This window comes from Spirosoma horti (assembly GCF_054776595.1).
In genome coordinates, this window is sequence record NZ_BAAHBQ010000006.1 from 321,449 (window position 1) to 337,424 (window position 15,976).

Below are 15,976 nucleotides of genomic sequence, written 5' to 3' on the forward strand. Positions count from 1 at the left end.
TTTGTACAGTCAGCTTCACGGAAAAACAATACTGAATATACAAACGCTTATAGCACTTATGCGTCACACGGCTATAGCCTATTTATCCTATGGTACTTTAGATACATAAAACAGGGATAAATATTTACTACTACGTCCTATTTAGAGAGGATACCTTTAGCAATCAGGTATGGAATCAAAAGCCACAAAAGACCTTTGATAAGAAAAAAAAGAAAGCCGCCCCAACCAACGCGTTTGAGCCAAAATTTAAACCGCTCATTCATAGAATAAAGATAGTAATTTCCAATTGCCTGGTCTGTTTCGTACCAACGTTCGCCTTGCACCGGTCCGATCACTGCTGGCCAAAACAGATGATTCGACAAGACTAACGGGCGGATGCTGTAAACATAAGTCAAGGCTGTCTAGGAATCAACAAAATACCTGCGGTTGATCTTAAAACTCGTTTTCGATAAATTATACCAAAAAATAACAGCAACTTTGCCCGCTCAGTTGTTAGTCATAAAGAATCATTTTAGGGCAGAATCAATCATGAATATTACAAAAGACAAAGTTGCCGCCATCCACTATACCCTGCGTGATAGTAACGGTAACATACTGGATTCCAGCGAAGGGCGAGATCCATTGTACTACCTGCATGGCGCGAACAACCTGATTCCGGGCATGGAAGAAGGACTGGAAGGCCGCACAAAAGGCGACGTCCTAAAACTGGACGTTGATCCTGAAAAAGGTTACGGCAAACGTGATCCTCAACTGGTGGAAGAGGTACCCATTAAGGCGTTTGGCGGACAAAAGATCGAGGTAGGCATGCAATTTGAAGCCAACGATGGTCAGGTAATTACGGTGACCAATGTGGGTCCGGAAACTGTAACCGTCGATGCAAATCATCCTTTAGCCGATCAGAGCTTACATTTCGATGTTGAAGTGATCGATGTTCGGGACGCGACGTCCGATGAACTTACACACGGCCACGTTCACGGCCCCGGCGGACATCATTAAACGGTTTGTGGTTTGTAGTTCGTTAATAACAACGAACTACAAACCACAAACCGTTTCTATCTTTGTGCCACAAAATCATGGCACAACTAGGGACAGACAAGGCGCTTGCAAAAGCATTTCTGGAAGCGGGCAATGTAGTGGGTATTCCCACAGAAACTGTGTACGGACTGGCCGGTAATGCGCTCAACCCGGATGCGGTATTAACCATTTTTCGGGTAAAAAACCGCCCCTCCTTCGATCCACTCATTATTCATACGGATTCGTTCGACAAACTCAGCCAGTTTGTTTCGGACATTCCGGATCGTGCCTATCAACTGGCCAAAACTTTCTGGCCTGGTCCACTTACTCTTCTGTTGCCCAGGCGTGACATTGTTCCGGACCTTGTTACGGCAGGACTGCCCCGTGTTGCAGTTCGCATTCCCAATCATCCGCTCACCCTCGACCTACTTCGTTCACTCAACTTTCCGCTGGCCGCGCCAAGCGCTAATCCATTTGGCTACATCAGCCCCACAACGGCGCAACACGTAGCCGATCAACTAGGCGATCAGGTACCGTATATTCTGGATGGTGGCCCCGCCGGAATCGGACTTGAATCCACAATTATTGGGTTTGAAAACGATGAAGCTACGGTTTTCCGACTGGGGGGAATGGCCTTTGAGCAGATCGAAGCCCTGATCGGCCCTGTCTCGGTACGAACCCATTCCAGCTCGAACCCCAAAGCACCGGGTATGCTGAGCAGCCATTATGCCCCCCGCAAACCACTGTTCCTCTTGCCCGTTGGCACAAGCCCGCAACCGGGCGAGCGAGTCGGCGCACTCGCCTTTCGGGAACCCTTTGGCGGTATCCGCCCGGAGAATCAGCGTATCCTCTCGCCCACCGGCGATTTAAGCGAAGCGGCCAAGAATCTCTTCGCTCATCTACGAGCGTTGGATAATTTAGCCATCGATGTCATTTATGCCGAACCCTTGCCCAATGAAGGGCTTGGCTGGGCCATGAACGACCGGCTCAGACGCGCCAGCGTGCAGGTGTAATAGGTAGCTTTTTGTCGCAGTTTGATTAGGAGAACCACCTTCACCCAAAAAGGCATATACTATCTTGCAAACCACTTAGATTAGCATAATTTCACTTATATATAAACCCTTACAATCAAATCTTTACTTGTATTATCTATTTTTCTGGCTCTGTTGAGGGGGTGTAATAAAGAAACAGCGACGGTTCAACCACAGTCGACTACGTCAACTAATTTGGCGAGAATTCAGGCCATTATTAACGCATCACCGAATTTGACTATAGATATTTATCGAATCAGTGATTCGATTCTTCTTTCCAGGATTAATATTAAATCAGGAAATACAAGTGGGGTGCTCTCTGACAATTTCATTGTTGCCCAAGATGGCAATGGCAATTCGATCTATTAAAATCTGGATTTAGTGGTACGCTACATACCTTTTACCCAATTTCAGCGATTAGAATTATACTTTTAACAAGATCTTCAGCAATGTCTATAAGTGCTTCATTAGTTTATCTCCTTAACATGATCACAGTGACTGTTGCAAAAGGCTGGAATGGCTCAGATAAGCCTGTGTTTTGAGCCGTTGGACCTGATTAGGGGCAAAATTTGTCCATTAGAGCGGTCTTTTTGAGCTGGTATTGACTTCTGCAACAGCCGCGCCACTTATACAACATCTGTTCAAAATGTACAATATTATACTCATCCTAGTAGAAGTTTATTTTGTACTTTCGCTTGAAACTCTAAAATATATAATCCATCTAAGCCTTCTGTAATTTTGTTAACTACTTTAATGTATTAATATACTTTTCACTGCCGCTGGCAAAACAAGTCTATGAAAAGATCCACACTTCTTGCTTTAGCAATTTTTGGGTTATCGGCCTGTTCTGATACTGATAAGCAACCCGAGAGCGCCCTTTTAGAAGGGACTTACGAAGTGACCCGTTTGACTCAGTATCAAGACGGTCAGAAAGTTTTTGATGGTTATTTACCGTATCTACTATCAGACTCAATAACGGTAACAAATCGCGTTGGTATAAGTATAAATAAACAAGCCGGGGGGCCAGATACTTACTTAATACTTAGCCATAAAGAAAAAAGTCAACAGACAGGAAAGAGTGTAGTTGGCAATATTGGCGGGCTTAATATTACCCTTAGAAAAGTTTCAAGTCAAAGGTACAATTTCTATAAGGACGGTAGCACCGAAATTGGCACAGGCGACGGTAGGGAACTTTTAATCGACACCGAGGATAAGAACTCGGACGGTCATAACATGAGAAATGTTTTGGTGGCGAAAAAGATAATAGACAAAACGATAGTTCTCTAAAACAAGGAAAACACTAAAAATGCAGTAATGACATCCTAAACTATCAGTAGCGCTTTTCTTAAAGTCGTTGTATAACTAACGTGGCTGTTGCAAAAGTCGAGTATGGCTATCAAATGGAAAAATATAGTAATCGTTTACCTGATTTCACTGGTTGTCGGGCTTGGGCTCATTCTTCTTATACCGTCTCCGCCAGTATGTGACTTCGTTGGAGGGCTACTCGATGTAGCCCCCTTTACTCTGTTGGCATAGTTTCTTATCCAAAAAATAGCCCAACTGCTTAGTTGGGTCATCGAAAAATGGCGAGATATGTAATACCGATTTACTTTTGCAACAGCCACGACACTTATAGAACAGGTTAGCTAACCCCCAAACTACTTCCTATGCCGACCCTTGTATTTAAAGCACGCCTATCTAAACAGGAAGAAAATCGTTCTGCGGATATAGTTAGAATACTGTTTGGATTGGAGACAAAAGCTGAAAAAGAGCAGTTGTTTAGAGCTTTCTGCGAAGCGAGATATCCTGGCTGGATAATTGAAGAACCTCTGAGCATTTCTATATCGAAGCTCAATCTGAAACGGTAGGCAGAAATTGTATTTATTCGATACTCTGAACTACTATGGCTAAGCATGAATATATTTTAATTCCCTTAACATATTGTTAGTGGCTGTTGCAAAAGGCTAAATGGAGTTAGGACGCCTTAGCTAATTCCTTGTTTTCGGCAAAAAAACGACCTATCCCCCCCTTTTCTGAGCTTACTTATAGACTACAAGACTTTTACAACAGCTACTGTCTTTATCTTAACCTGCCTGGTAAATGTGCGATTTTTGGAGTATCTGGGTCCAGTCGATTTGTACAAAAACAACCCAGCCAAACAGGCGCTGACAGCTGAATTACGTCGTAAGAATGAAGAACATCTATTGTCAGGCTATACGCTTGGTGCTGGCTTTCGATGATTAATTGACGGACTACAGAAATAGCCTTCGCCCTCTTTAGACCTCTCTCCGCTCAATGGCCTCAACGGCTTTGTCAGCCAGTTCAATAATCATCGGCAACAGGTGTCCAAATCGGGCATCCTGGCTGTGTCCCTGCTTCCAGCGAGCGTAAATCTGCTGGGCAATTACTGCGTTTTTATACAGCCCAAATACATAATAAAACAGGATGTGGCTAACATCGCGACCGCTTTTTTCGGCGTACCGAGCGATCACTTCCTGTCGGGTTAGGTTACCGGGAAGCCATGTCAGGTTGAAGTTTCGATAGGCCGGACTGTCGCCCGCTTCCGACCAGTAGGCCAGCGTGGCGCCTAAATCCATGAGCGGATCGCCTACAGTCGCCATTTCCCAGTCCAGCACGCCGTTGATTGATGGCATCGGCTCACCCGTGGCCTTGTCGGATTCCAGCAACACATTATCGAATTTATAATCGTTGTGCAGAAAAGCAGCCGCCTGTTCGGGTGGATAGTTTCGCTGAAGCCAGTTTTCTGTGCTGTCCATAGCTGGAATTTTATCGGTTTCAGCAGTATGATACCGTTTTATCCAACCCTCGACCTGCCGCTGCACGTACCCCTCTGGTTTTCCCAACTGATTAAGGCCCGTGGCCTTTATATCCAGCGCATGAATAGCGACCAGATTGTCGACGAGCACTTCCGACAACTGACGCATCCGTTCGGGAGCAAGATTCAGCGCTGGGGCCATCGACGCCCGCAAAATAACCCCACTCACCCGTGTCATAATGTAAAACGGAGCACCCAGCACATCGGGCGATTCGCAAAACACGACCGGTTTCGGAATCTTGTCGTAATGCCCCGTCAGCAACGACAATACCCTGAACTCACGACCCATATCGTGACCTCCCTTTATATTGGCCCCAAACGGTGGTCGGCGGAGGACGTATTCCTGATCGGCCGTTTTGAGCAGATACGTCAGATTGGAGAAACCACCTGCAAACTGTCGAATCTCCAGCACCGTACCCACATTGGGCGCGTTGGCCAGCAGAAACGCAGCCAACGCAGTTAAGTCAAGCGCTTCGCCCGAACGGACCGAACGCGATAAATCAGAAGAGATCATAGAAAATCAATCAGTACCGAAGGCCATCTCCGGTCATTCTTTATCCGTTCGTTTCGATCATTTTCTCTGCCGCCATCATTTGGCGGAACTGCCGTAATTCGCGGGCTTTCTGCTTAATATCGAGGCCATATTTTTTCAGTATGCTGATCGCCAGATTCTGCTTGTGCACCTCATCGGCCCCATCCCAAATGCGGGCCCCACGCTCGTGGCGGTACATCGCGGACAGAACAGTATCGTCCGTAACACCCAACGCACCGTGCACCTGAATAGCCCGGTCAAGCACGCGCAAAAAGGCATTGGCTACATAAAACTTAATCCCGGAAACAGCCTCCCGTACGTTACTTACACCAACCGTATCAATCATATACGCCGTGTTGAGCACATACAAACGGCAAGCGTCAATCTCGGCCCGGCTTTCGGCGATAAAGTCCTGAATGAATTGCTTTTCACCCAACATCACTCCGTCTTCGATCTCCCGCGTTGCGGCCCGTTTGCACAACAGGTCCAGCGCTTTCTCGGCATTGCCGACCCACCGCATGCAGTGGTGCACCCGCCCCGGCCCCAGCCGTTCCTGTGCCAGCCGAAACCCCATACCTTCTCCGGCAATTACGTTGGTAACGGGCACGCGGCAATTGGTGTAGGTAACTTCGGAATGACTGAACCAGCCTTCTCCCGCTTCGCCAAACACGGGTATATTTCGTTCAATAGTAAAGCCTGGCGTGTCGGTTGGCACAATGATCATGCTGGCCCGCTGGTGCGGAGCCGTGTCAGGATTAGTCACCGCCATAACAACCGCAAACGCAGCGCCATCGGCCGACGACGTAAACCATTTACGGCCATTGATGACGTATTCGTCCCCCTCTCGTACGGCCAGGGTAGCCATGCGAGTTGGGTTCGAACCGGCGAACTCAGGCTCCGTCATGGAAAAACAGGAACGAATCTCACCCGCCATGAGGGGTTTTAAATAGCGCTCCTTCAGTTCGTCGGATGCGAATTTGTTCAGAAGCTCCGTATTGCCAATATCGGGCGCCTGACAGCCAAATACATAATGTCCGAAAAAAGGCGCGTAGGCTAGTATTTCGCTGATTTGCCCAAATTCGCAGAGTGTCAGGCCGTGGCCATCTTCTTCCAGGGAAAGATGCAGTCCCCACAAACCAGCGTCTTTTACCTGCTGGCGTTTTTTATCCAGAACGGGAATCAGGTCACCAAGTTTATTATGCGAAAAGCCATTTTCAAGCGGAATCAGCTCAGTCTCAACAAATTCTCGCACACGGGCCAGCAAGGGCCTGACGCGTTCGGTAGTGAAAATTGTGTCCATCGTTTGTTTACCTAAAGGCAGGCAAATTATGGCATTTTATTACAGTAAAATAGCACTTTCTAAAATGTTGCTGCCCACATATCATTCGTAATTCCGCTACCACACCCGATCAAGCTCCGCACTCCTTCCCTGCAAGCCGCCCGTATGCACCGCGACAACGGTCGCTCCTTTGGGAAAGTACCCTTGCCGGGCCAGATCATAAATGCCGTAGAGCATCTTTCCGGTATATACCTGTTCCAAAAGGACTCCGTTTTTCCACTCAAAGCTCCGGATGAACGTCATCAGGTCGGGTGTGGTTCTGGCATATCCGCCGAAATGGTACTGATGTACCTGATAGCCAGGGATTATTGGCGCAGGCCATTCCAACAACCTCTGACTGGCGGGTATTTTTAACACCACAAATCCCATCACTTGGGTGCCTTCCGGGGCCGACTGCGTCAGGCCGGCCGTCGTGCCGCCCGTACCAACCGAACAACAAACGTAGTCGGGTGCGTAGCCAAGCTGAGTTACTATTTCCGGCATGGTTTCGGCGGCCCCCTGAATAGCCAGATCATTGGTACCGCCTTCGGGTACTAGATAAGAGGGACCAAACTGATCGGTTAATTTAGCCAGAAAATCAGGCGCATCTTTCCGCCGATACGTTTCGCGGCTAACGAAATGGAGCTGCATGCCAGCCTCCCGGCAAAAACGCAGGGTGTTATTCAGCGGCTTTCTAGCAAGTTCGTCTCCCCGTACAATCCCGATTGTCTGAAAACCAAATACCTGACCCGCTGCCGCTGTCGCATACAGATGATTGGAATACGCCCCGCCAAAGGTCAGCACTGTAGAACAGCTCTGTTCACGGGCTGCCAGTAGATTATACTTGAGTTTACGCCATTTGTTGCCCGACACGAGTGGATGCAGCAGATCGTCCCGTTTCAAATATAAGAGGATGTCCACGGGCTCCGGAAAGGGGTCGGTCAGTAGCTGAAGTGGCGAGTTACCTGCCAAATTGGTGAGTTGCCGGGCAAGTTCGTCCATAATCCGTATTTTTGCTGATTCATTACAAACCTAGGTGGTTTTTGAACCCAATGGGTCTATTAGGTATAGAAATGGTAGCGGAAACGGAAGACGAATTACCCGAAGACGACGAATTATACGAACATCACCGCATTGTGGTGGATAAAGGCCAGAGCCTTCTACGGATCGATCGCTTCCTGATGGATCGGTTGCAGAATGCGACGCGCACCAAAATTCAGGCCGCTATCGATGCTGAATCCGTGCGGGTAAACGACAAGCCAACCAAAGCCAGCTATAAAATAAAACCGCTGGATGTGATTACGGTTTCGCTCGCCCATCCGCCCCGCGAAACGGACGTCAAACCCGAGAACATCCCCATCAACATTGTCTTTGAAGACGATGATCTGTTGGTCATCAACAAAGTAGCGGGTATGGTTGTCCACCCGGCCCATGGCAACTGGGACGGTACGCTGGTCAATGCCCTCGTCTATCACTTTCAAAATCTGCCAACCTCCCGAAACGGTGAAATCAGGCCGGGTCTGGTTCACCGCATCGATAAAGATACGTCGGGCCTAATGGTGATCGCGAAAACCGAATTCGCCATGACGCACCTGGCCCGGCAGTTTTTCGAGCACAGCATCGAGCGGACGTATAATGCCCTGACCTGGGGCGTACCCAATCCGCTGGTCGGCACCATCACGGGCTTTATCGGGCGGTCGATCAAAGACCGGAAAGTGCAGGCCATTTACGATGATGAATCAAAGGGAAAGTGGGCCATAACGCATTACACCACGCTCGAAGAGCTGGGGTACGTGGCCCTGGTGCAGTGTAAGCTGGAAACCGGCCGGACCCACCAGATTCGGGCGCACTTCAAGCACATCGGCAATCCATTATTCAACGACGCCATGTACGGGGGCGACCGGATTCTACGCGGCACACCCGTTGGCAGCTATAAAGCTTTTGTCGAAAATGCCTTCAAATTGTTACCTCGTCAGGCACTACACGCAAAGTCACTTGGGTTTACGCACCCTCGCACGCGCGAATGGCTCCAGTTCGATTCTGACTTACCCGCCGATTTCCAGGCCGCGCTGTCCAAATGGAGAGGCAAAATGACGAATCGATCAGCCGGAGAAGATGATCAATAAAGTAGTATATTCGACCAGTCGCACTCACTGATTCCCTATTTATCATTCACTACCTTACTTTTCCCTGATACATGATTTCTATTCGCCCCGGTACCCTTGAAGACGTTCCAGAAGCCTTCGCGCTGGTAACAGAACTTGCCATTTATGAACGGGCAGTCGATCAGGTTACCAATACCATCGAACAGATGGCTATCGATGGCTTTGGGCCAAACCCGCTTTTCGGGATGATTATGGCCGAAGACTCTGATCGCAAAAAAATTGTCGGTATGGCCCTGTATTTTTACCGATACTCGACCTGGAAGGGAAAACGGTTGTACCTCGAAGACATTATTGTTACGGAGAGCTTTCGGGGGTATGGGGTTGGAAAACTACTTCTGGACGCCACCATCGAGATGGCCCGAGAAACCCAGTGTACGGGTATGATGTGGCAGGTGCTCGACTGGAATGAGCCCGCCATTGGTTTTTACAAACAGTTTGGTACCCGTTTCGACGATGGCTGGACGAACTGCCACCTCGATTTTTAGGTAATAAAGGCGCGTAGTGAGCAACAGGAACGAGAAGAGTTGATCTGTAAAGTAACATGAATGCAACATCCCTTCTCGTTGCTCACTCCGATTCCTAGCCGTAAAAACCTTACCTTTGCCTCTCGAGCATAGATATTAAGCATGACGTATCGTCAACAGAAAGCCATCCGTATAGCAGGATGGGTATTTTTAAGTATTTTTTTGCTGGCTCTCGTGGGCGCTGGCGTTGCCTATTTCAAACGGGAAAGCCTGTTAAAGACCGCTCTTGCAAGAGGTATTCGCAAAGCTAAACGAGACTATAATCTCGATGTTAAGATTGGGTCAGCCAAATTCACCGGATTAAGCTCGCTAGCCTTTACCGACATCTCGGTCGTGCCGGAAAAGCGCGACAGTCTGGCCCGTATTCAGCGGGTAGAGCTGGAGGTTCGGTTCTGGCCGTTGCTGGCCGGCAAAATTGGTCTGTCGGGTATGACGCTCGAAAATGGCCTCATCCAGGTAATCAAACGCGACTCCCTGACCAATATAGATTTCCTCCTTCACCGCAAACGCGATTCAACGGCCACTGACAGCGCCCCCGTTGAGCCAACCCGACGGACAAACCTGGCCGATGTGACGGAGAATCTGATCGATAATATCCTGTCCAAAATTCCGGACGACCTCAACGTGAGTAATCTTGAATTCAGAGGTATTGATATCGGCAATGACACCATTAACCTGCTCACCCAAACCGCCGTCATCAAAGACGAAAATGTTACCTCAACCATTAAGCTGAATGGGAATCAGGCAACCTGGCATCTGGCGGGTACGGCAGATCCCGGCGATCGTGAATACAACCTGGCCCTCTATGCTGAAGGACAGAACGGCCGCCCGCAACCCATCGAGATACCGTATGTTCAGAAGAAATATAATCTGAAAGTTCAGGCAGATACACTCCGCGCCGAACTACGGGACGTAGATCGATCTGGTGGACAATTCCGGCTCGAAGGCGCAGGCTCTGTACGGAACCTTCGGATCAACCACCCGGCCATCGCCCGTACCGACGTATTGGTGACCAGTGCCGCCGTGGATGCTAATCTGTTTGTCGGGGAGAATTACATTGGCATCGACAGTTCGTCGACTCTCCATCTGGGCGAAGTGAGTGCGCGGCCATTTATAAAATATACGCTCCCCGATGCAGGCTCGTCTACCGGCCAGGGGAAACTGTACGACGTGCAGTTGCATACCGATCCAATGGATGCGCAGGCCTTGTTCAATTCATTCCCTCAGGGGCTTTTTGAATCGCTGGAAGGCATGCAGGTGGCGGGCAAGCTCAAATATGACCTGTCATTCCAGTTTGACACCGCTCTCCCCGACTCGGTCAAATTCAACTCTGGCCTGACACAGGACGACTTTCGGGTCATCAAAATGGGCCGAACGGACTTCTCAGCCATCAACAAACCCTTTGTCTATACGCCCTACGAAAAGGGCAAACCCGTTCGTGATATCATCGTTGGTCCCGAAAACCCGGACTATACACCCATCAACCAGATTTCTCCTGATCTGCGGAACGCCCTTATGACATCGGAAGATTACAACTTTTTCACCCACAATGGCTTCAATGAAAAAGCATTTCGGGTGTCGATTGCGACCAACTTCAAGGAAAAATCATTTAAAAGGGGAGCCAGTACCATTTCGATGCAGCTGGTGAAGAATGCGTTCCTGAGCCGAAATAAAACGCTTTCACGCAAGATTGAGGAAATCCTGATTGTCTGGCTCATCGAAAATGAGCACATCGTTTCCAAAGAACGGATGTATGAAGTGTACCTCAACATCATCGAGTGGGGTCGCAACATTTATGGCATTGGCGAAGCCGCCCGTTATTATTTTGCCAAAAGCCCCGCCGATCTGAATCTGGGAGAAAGTATTTTTCTGGCTTTTGTTGTTCCTCGCCCAAAAGCGGCTCTCAATTGGTTCGTTCCTGATGGCACCCTTCAGACCCGTAATGTGCGGGGCTATTTCAAGCTGATTGGCCGGATCATGGCCCGTCGTGGTCTTACTGCTCCAGATTCTGGCGCTTATGGCTTTTATGATGTTCGCTTACGTCCGGGACTTCGCAAAGAGGTGGCCCCTGTCGACTCCCTTTTCCAGGGCGATAGCCTGATGACCGACCCAGTCGATACGGATATCGACACGGATGAAGAAGGCGGAAATGGTATCGGCAATTTCTTCCGTCGCTTGTTTAAAGGCAAGAAAACGGACGATAACCGCAACAATGAAGAACAGCCAACGGTCCAGCCAGACCGCCAGGAAGTGATCCCCGGTTCACCAGCGCCCGCCGATACGGTTAAAACCCGCAAGCAGCTTCGGCAGGAAAAACGGGAACGAAAACGGCGGGAGAAAGAAGCGCAACAGGCGTTGGAAAATAGTAATCAATAAACTTGTAAGGCATGAAAACGCTTTTTAGACTTTTACTGGTCGTGGTCGTGCTGGGCGGCATTATCCTGTATGTCGTTTCCCGGCACAATAACACATCCCTGAGTCCACAAACCATCGACCTGCAGGTTGACTGTTCCGATCTGGAAAACATTCTGGTTACCTCAACGGTCAATGTGTCGGTCAAGAACTTGTCATCCCGGTCACACAACGATATATCCGTAAAACTCGTGGCCTACGACAAAGAGGGGAAGATGCTCAAGGAGAAATATACAACGTTTTCCCGAACGCTTTCGCCAAACAGTATCTTCGATAAACCGGTTACGCTACCCGCCGAAACCAAGCGTTGTGATTGCAAAATAGTGAGCTCGCATCCCGTTCGCTAACAGGTTAGTTCTTATTTACGTTAATTGACCAGCTACCTTTTGTCTGGGCCAAGCTCCGGCTTGGCCTTTGTCATTTCAATGGCTAAGCCGGAGCTTGGCCCAGACAGATCACCGCCGGGACTAGGCCCCTGTAATGGTTATGGCTTTTTGTCGATAGGTATCCTTATCGAGCTGGCCCAGCAGGAAAGCAGCTACATCGGCGCGGCTGATTCGGGGGAAGTCAAACCGGCTAAATGGCAGGTGTTCGCCTAGTCGGTAATGCCCGGTTACCAGACCGTTTGTCAGGCTCGTAGGCCGGACAATTGTCCAGTCAAGTCCGCTTTCGCGAACAGCCTGTTCCTGTTTTTCTTTCTCGGCAATAACCCCGCTCAACAGCGTTTTGATGATCAGCTTGCTGGGTAAAGAAGCCTCTTCGTAGCTGGTTCCTACACCTAGCGACGACACCACAAATAGTTTCTGAACACCCGCCTGGTGCATGGCCGCTATCAGATTCCTGGTCCCTTCGGCAACAGCCTGATCATGTTGACCCGGACGGCTCCCCAACGAACAAATGACTACATCCTGACGCCGGACAGCGGGCAGCAGGGTTTCGGGTTCCAGAACATCGCCCATCAGGACGGTTAAATTGGGGTGCTGGATAGGAAGCCGGGCCGGATCACGAACGAATGCCGTTACAAAATGGCCTGCCTGAAGTGCCTGTTCTACCGTTTGCCGCCCTGTACCTCCGGTGGCACCTACTACGAGTACTTGCATAAAAAAGCTGAATTGAGGTTTGTGTATAACCCTAAACCAGCCGTTCAGTTTAATCGCATCATGTGGATACAGCGTAAAGCCTTACTAATCAAGGGCATTTCTGAAATCACTTAAAGTTTAAGACCAAGCGTCAGTCCACTTTGGCCAGTTGGTGTAAAATAAGGGTCAAGCGTTACTTTATCCATGTGCTTTCTTCGCTTGTGCCATTCCGGAATGAGAATGCCCGAAGCGGCACCGACAACAAATCCCGTGATGACATCTGTCCTGAAATGCTTACCCGCCTGCATTCGATTCCAGGCCACCAGCCCCGGTGGTACGCTGGCAACGGAGTAGGCCAGAATGCGCTTCCAGCCTTTAATGTGATGATAGTCGGTAAATACTTTGGCTAGAAAATACGTCGATGTGGAACTGAACGACACGTGGCCGCTATAGAATGAGTTGGTTTTGGCCTCACCGATTTTTGCTTCCAGCGGGAGCCCCGGATTGTAGGTTAATGGCCTTGCCCGCCGGATCGAATAAGCCGAAGCGAAGTAAATAATATTATCGACGGCGTGCGTTACGGCATACAAGGTCAATAGGTCGAGCCAGTCTTTTCGTATGCGTTTATCGGCCGCCAACAATAGCGGACTTAAAATAGCGACATTCAAAAAAAGGTCGGAACGGGCCTGCGCCCGCTCAAAGCCTGCCGGATCATACAGCGCAACGGGTCTATCGAACGCATTGATTTTGTTGATGTCCAGGGCCTTGACATCGTCTGCCGTAAAAGATGCCAGCCGGTCCAGTTTCTTGAACCCAACCGAGGATACGCCGATAAAGAGTACAGAACCGGTTAGTTCGTACTTTTTGGTTACCTGGTAAATCGTTTGATTTGTTGAATCCGACTGGCCAGACGCACTACGGATAACAAATAGACACATGCATAGGGCGACGCGAATAGTCATAGCTAAACGGAAACGTGATTATTGGTTGACAGTTGCGTATAAATAGCTTCCTGTGACCGTACCGGGGCACCGACCGATGGTACGGGCAACATCCTCAACTGGTCATCTATAAAACGCGCTTGTGTATTATCGGCCAGTTGTAGGTCTATCAATTGCCGGATCTGGGCCTGCAACTGAGCGTCATAAAGGGGAAAACATACTTCAATTCGCCGATGCAGATTTCGGTTCATCCAATCAGCCGAACCAAGGTACGTTTCAGGCTGGCCGTTATTGTGAAAAATATATACGCGGCCATGTTCTAGGTAGCGGTCAACAATCCGCCGAACCGTGATGTGTTCACTCTGCCCAGGCACGCCCGGCACTAACGTACAGATTGCCCGAACGATCAACTCCACCCGCACCCCGGCCCGGCTGGCTTCGTAGAGTTTATCGATCATTGTTCTCTCCTGTAGATTATTGAGCTTAATCGTGATATGTGCTTCGCTGCCAGCCCGTTTATGCGCAATCTCCCGATCGATGAGGGATAAAAACCGATCCATCAGGTTGAACGGTGCCACGAGCAGATGCCGAAAGGAAAGAGACGAATAGGCATCGGGCTGCTCGCGGGTTTGCAGATAGGTAAAAAGCGAATCGAGTTCCTGGGTCAAGCCCGAATGGCTCGTCAGCAACACGTGATCGGTATAAAACCGGGCCGTCTGTTCGTTAAAATTACCCGTTGCCAGCAGGCCATAATGCTGGCTCCGTGAACCCTGCTGCCGTTTTACCAAAGCCGTTTTGGCGTGTACCTTCAATGACGGAATACTGTATACGAGCCGGACACCGGCTGCCTTCAGTTGCTTACCCCATTTAAGGTTATTGGCTTCATCAAAACGGGCTTTCAACTCAACAAAAACCGTTACTTGCTTACCGTTCGTAGCCGCACTGATCAGCGCATGGACAATCGCCGAATCAGAGGCTACCCGATACAGCGTTACGTAAATTTCGCGCACGTACGGGTCAACGGCGGCTTCGTTAAAAAAACGCAGTACCGAATTATACGACTGGTAAGGCAAATGCAGCAAATGATCCCGTTGATCGAGTTGGGTAAAAATAGACGAGTCGCCCTGTAGAACCGGATAGGCAAGCGGAGGATGTGGCGGGTATCTCAGCCGACTGCCTACCGGATTGGGCAGGTCGGTCAGATCGCTCAACGTATGGTAACGCCCGCCTACTGTCAGCTCCTGCCGGGTCAGGGCAAAATACCCGCAGAGAAAATCGAGCAGTTCGGCGGGCATGGTTGCGTCATACAAAAACCGGGTCGGACGACCGGCACTCCGCTGTTCAAGCATTCGGGCCACATTTTCGTCCATCTCGCCCGAGAACTCATCGACTATGCTGACATCGGCATTTCGGTTGATTTTGATACTGTAGCACCCCTGTATGGCGAAATCCGGAAAAACTGCGGTCAGATGCTGACGAATCACGTCGTCGAGAAACACCAGCTGATAGCCATTCGCTAAGACAGGCAGCTCATAAAAGCGCGGCAGGTGCTGGCGAGGAATAGGCAACAGGGCGTACTGGATTGGCGTCGAGGCATCATCTGTCGCCAGGGCGACGACAAAATAAAGCGAACTGTCGGGCAACTGAATTGCTTTCCGGTTATCCTCAGTGAGCCATACAGGCTGAATAAAGCCTAATACTCGACTAAAAAAGTAATCGGTTACGGCCAGTGCATGAGCCGGTACTATCGGTTCTCCGTAATACAAATGCACGCCATTTTCAACCAATTTCGGCAGAAGCTGACCCGTTAACAATCGCCCAAACTCTTGCTGAAATTGCTGTACCGTCGTTTGTACCTCAAGCAGTAAATGTGTGTCAGTAGCCTCATGATCGGCAGATCCTAATTCACCCAGCGCCATCAGAGCCGACACTCTAACCCGAAAAAACTCTTCCAGATTGGACGAGAAAATAGCTAAAAACCGGATGCGCTCGTAGAGTGGCACGGCTGGATTAGCCGCTTCCTGAAGAACCCGATGGTTGAAACTGAGCCAGCTCAGATCCCGGTTGAAATACGTATAGGACGAGAGCGGGGACATCTTGTTTCGATTAGTAGTTACGGAACAG

Annotated in this window: 15 protein-coding genes; 8 read left to right on the forward strand and 7 right to left on the reverse strand. The window is 49.4% G+C overall.

The genetic code is table 11. The features are described 5' to 3' along the window. Window positions 1–137 precede the first annotated feature (137 nt). Complete coding sequence (locus ACYVAM_RS19905) at window positions 138–395, reverse strand: hypothetical protein (RefSeq protein WP_461070213.1); 258 nt, start codon at window positions 393–395, stop codon at window positions 138–140. Between the two features lie 133 nt (window positions 396–528). Here ACYVAM_RS19905 and ACYVAM_RS19910 point away from each other — a divergent pair, with 133 nt between their 5' ends. From ACYVAM_RS19910 to ACYVAM_RS19925, 4 genes are all read left to right on the forward strand, one after another. After that, a complete protein-coding gene (locus ACYVAM_RS19910) occupies window positions 529–996 on the forward strand; it encodes an FKBP-type peptidyl-prolyl cis-trans isomerase (protein WP_461070215.1) in 468 nt (155 codons plus the stop codon). 77 nt (window positions 997–1,073) lie between these two features. After that, window positions 1,074–2,027, forward strand: coding sequence for an L-threonylcarbamoyladenylate synthase (locus ACYVAM_RS19915; protein WP_461070217.1), 954 nt, complete (start codon window positions 1,074–1,076; stop codon window positions 2,025–2,027). Between the two features lie 813 nt (window positions 2,028–2,840). Then, window positions 2,841–3,332: a hypothetical protein gene (locus tag ACYVAM_RS19920; RefSeq protein ID WP_461070219.1), complete on the forward strand. Its 492-nt coding sequence runs from the start codon at window positions 2,841–2,843 to the stop codon at window positions 3,330–3,332. A gap of 380 nt (window positions 3,333–3,712) precedes the next feature. After that, window positions 3,713–3,913, forward strand: coding sequence for a hypothetical protein (locus ACYVAM_RS19925; RefSeq protein ID WP_461070221.1), 201 nt, complete (start codon window positions 3,713–3,715; stop codon window positions 3,911–3,913). Between the two features lie 408 nt (window positions 3,914–4,321). On the opposite strand, the gene ACYVAM_RS19930 is transcribed toward ACYVAM_RS19925, so the two are convergent. The 3 genes from ACYVAM_RS19930 to ACYVAM_RS19940 all read right to left on the reverse strand — a co-directional run bounded on the left by ACYVAM_RS19930 (window position 4,322) and on the right by ACYVAM_RS19940 (window position 7,733). Then, the gene (locus tag ACYVAM_RS19930) at window positions 4,322–5,395 is read right to left on the reverse strand and encodes a phosphotransferase family protein (RefSeq protein WP_461070223.1); all 1,074 of its coding nucleotides are present in this window, start codon (window positions 5,393–5,395) and stop codon (window positions 4,322–4,324) included. A 40-nt stretch (window positions 5,396–5,435) separates the two neighbouring features. Next, complete coding sequence (locus ACYVAM_RS19935) at window positions 5,436–6,713, reverse strand: acyl-CoA dehydrogenase family protein (RefSeq protein WP_461070225.1); 1,278 nt, start codon at window positions 6,711–6,713, stop codon at window positions 5,436–5,438. A gap of 96 nt (window positions 6,714–6,809) precedes the next feature. Then, window positions 6,810–7,733 (reverse strand): 1-aminocyclopropane-1-carboxylate deaminase/D-cysteine desulfhydrase, encoded by a 924-nt coding sequence (locus tag ACYVAM_RS19940; protein WP_461070227.1) that lies wholly within the window; start codon window positions 7,731–7,733, stop codon window positions 6,810–6,812. 71 nt (window positions 7,734–7,804) lie between these two features. Between ACYVAM_RS19940 and ACYVAM_RS19945 the strand changes: the two genes are divergently transcribed. The 4 genes from ACYVAM_RS19945 to ACYVAM_RS19960 all read left to right on the forward strand — a co-directional run bounded on the left by ACYVAM_RS19945 (window position 7,805) and on the right by ACYVAM_RS19960 (window position 12,179). Then, the gene (locus ACYVAM_RS19945) at window positions 7,805–8,857 is read left to right on the forward strand and encodes an RluA family pseudouridine synthase (RefSeq protein WP_461070229.1); all 1,053 of its coding nucleotides are present in this window, start codon (window positions 7,805–7,807) and stop codon (window positions 8,855–8,857) included. Window positions 8,858–8,928: 71 nt separating this feature from the next. Then, entirely contained in the window at window positions 8,929–9,381 is a 453-nt protein-coding gene (locus ACYVAM_RS19950; protein ID WP_461070231.1) for a GNAT family N-acetyltransferase, read from the forward strand. Window positions 9,382–9,522: 141 nt separating this feature from the next. Then, window positions 9,523–11,796 (forward strand): transglycosylase domain-containing protein, encoded by a 2,274-nt coding sequence (locus ACYVAM_RS19955; protein WP_461070233.1) that lies wholly within the window; start codon window positions 9,523–9,525, stop codon window positions 11,794–11,796. A gap of 11 nt (window positions 11,797–11,807) precedes the next feature. After that, window positions 11,808–12,179, forward strand: coding sequence for a hypothetical protein (locus ACYVAM_RS19960; protein ID WP_461070235.1), 372 nt, complete (start codon window positions 11,808–11,810; stop codon window positions 12,177–12,179). Window positions 12,180–12,299: 120 nt separating this feature from the next. On the opposite strand, the gene ACYVAM_RS19965 is transcribed toward ACYVAM_RS19960, so the two are convergent. The 3 genes from ACYVAM_RS19965 to ppk1 all read right to left on the reverse strand — a co-directional run bounded on the left by ACYVAM_RS19965 (window position 12,300) and on the right by ppk1 (window position 15,948). Next, entirely contained in the window at window positions 12,300–12,932 is a 633-nt protein-coding gene (locus tag ACYVAM_RS19965) for an NAD(P)-dependent oxidoreductase (RefSeq protein ID WP_461070237.1), read from the reverse strand. Between the two features lie 110 nt (window positions 12,933–13,042). Then, a complete protein-coding gene (locus tag ACYVAM_RS19970; RefSeq protein WP_461070239.1) occupies window positions 13,043–13,873 on the reverse strand; it encodes a phosphatase PAP2 family protein in 831 nt (276 codons plus the stop codon). Window positions 13,874–13,875: 2 nt separating this feature from the next. After that, complete coding sequence (ppk1, locus tag ACYVAM_RS19975; RefSeq protein ID WP_461070241.1) at window positions 13,876–15,948, reverse strand: polyphosphate kinase 1; 2,073 nt, start codon at window positions 15,946–15,948, stop codon at window positions 13,876–13,878. Window positions 15,949–15,976 lie beyond the last annotated feature (28 nt).

Bases quoted from the DNA above. Each gene is read 5' to 3' on its own strand.
- ACYVAM_RS19950 (WP_461070231.1), top strand. From the start codon at position 8,929: ATGATTTCTATTCGCCCCGGTACCCTTGAAGACGTTCCAGAAGCCTTC.
- ACYVAM_RS19955 (WP_461070233.1), top strand. From the start codon at position 9,523: ATGACGTATCGTCAACAGAAAGCCATCCGTATAGCAGGATGGGTATTT.
- ACYVAM_RS19960 (WP_461070235.1), top strand. From the start codon at position 11,808: ATGAAAACGCTTTTTAGACTTTTACTGGTCGTGGTCGTGCTGGGCGGC.
- ACYVAM_RS19935 (WP_461070225.1), bottom strand. From the start codon at position 6,713: ATGGACACAATTTTCACTACCGAACGCGTCAGGCCCTTGCTGGCCCGT.
- ACYVAM_RS19945 (WP_461070229.1), top strand. From the start codon at position 7,805: ATGGTAGCGGAAACGGAAGACGAATTACCCGAAGACGACGAATTATAC.
- ACYVAM_RS19925 (WP_461070221.1), top strand. From the start codon at position 3,713: ATGCCGACCCTTGTATTTAAAGCACGCCTATCTAAACAGGAAGAAAAT.
- ACYVAM_RS19920 (WP_461070219.1), top strand. From the start codon at position 2,841: ATGAAAAGATCCACACTTCTTGCTTTAGCAATTTTTGGGTTATCGGCC.
- ACYVAM_RS19970 (WP_461070239.1), bottom strand. From the start codon at position 13,873: ATGACTATTCGCGTCGCCCTATGCATGTGTCTATTTGTTATCCGTAGT.
- ACYVAM_RS19930 (WP_461070223.1), bottom strand. From the start codon at position 5,395: ATGATCTCTTCTGATTTATCGCGTTCGGTCCGTTCGGGCGAAGCGCTT.
- ACYVAM_RS19915 (WP_461070217.1), top strand. From the start codon at position 1,074: ATGGCACAACTAGGGACAGACAAGGCGCTTGCAAAAGCATTTCTGGAA.
- ACYVAM_RS19940 (WP_461070227.1), bottom strand. From the start codon at position 7,733: ATGGACGAACTTGCCCGGCAACTCACCAATTTGGCAGGTAACTCGCCA.
- ACYVAM_RS19965 (WP_461070237.1), bottom strand. From the start codon at position 12,932: ATGCAAGTACTCGTAGTAGGTGCCACCGGAGGTACAGGGCGGCAAACG.
- ACYVAM_RS19910 (WP_461070215.1), top strand. From the start codon at position 529: ATGAATATTACAAAAGACAAAGTTGCCGCCATCCACTATACCCTGCGT.
- ppk1 (WP_461070241.1), bottom strand. From the start codon at position 15,948: ATGTCCCCGCTCTCGTCCTATACGTATTTCAACCGGGATCTGAGCTGG.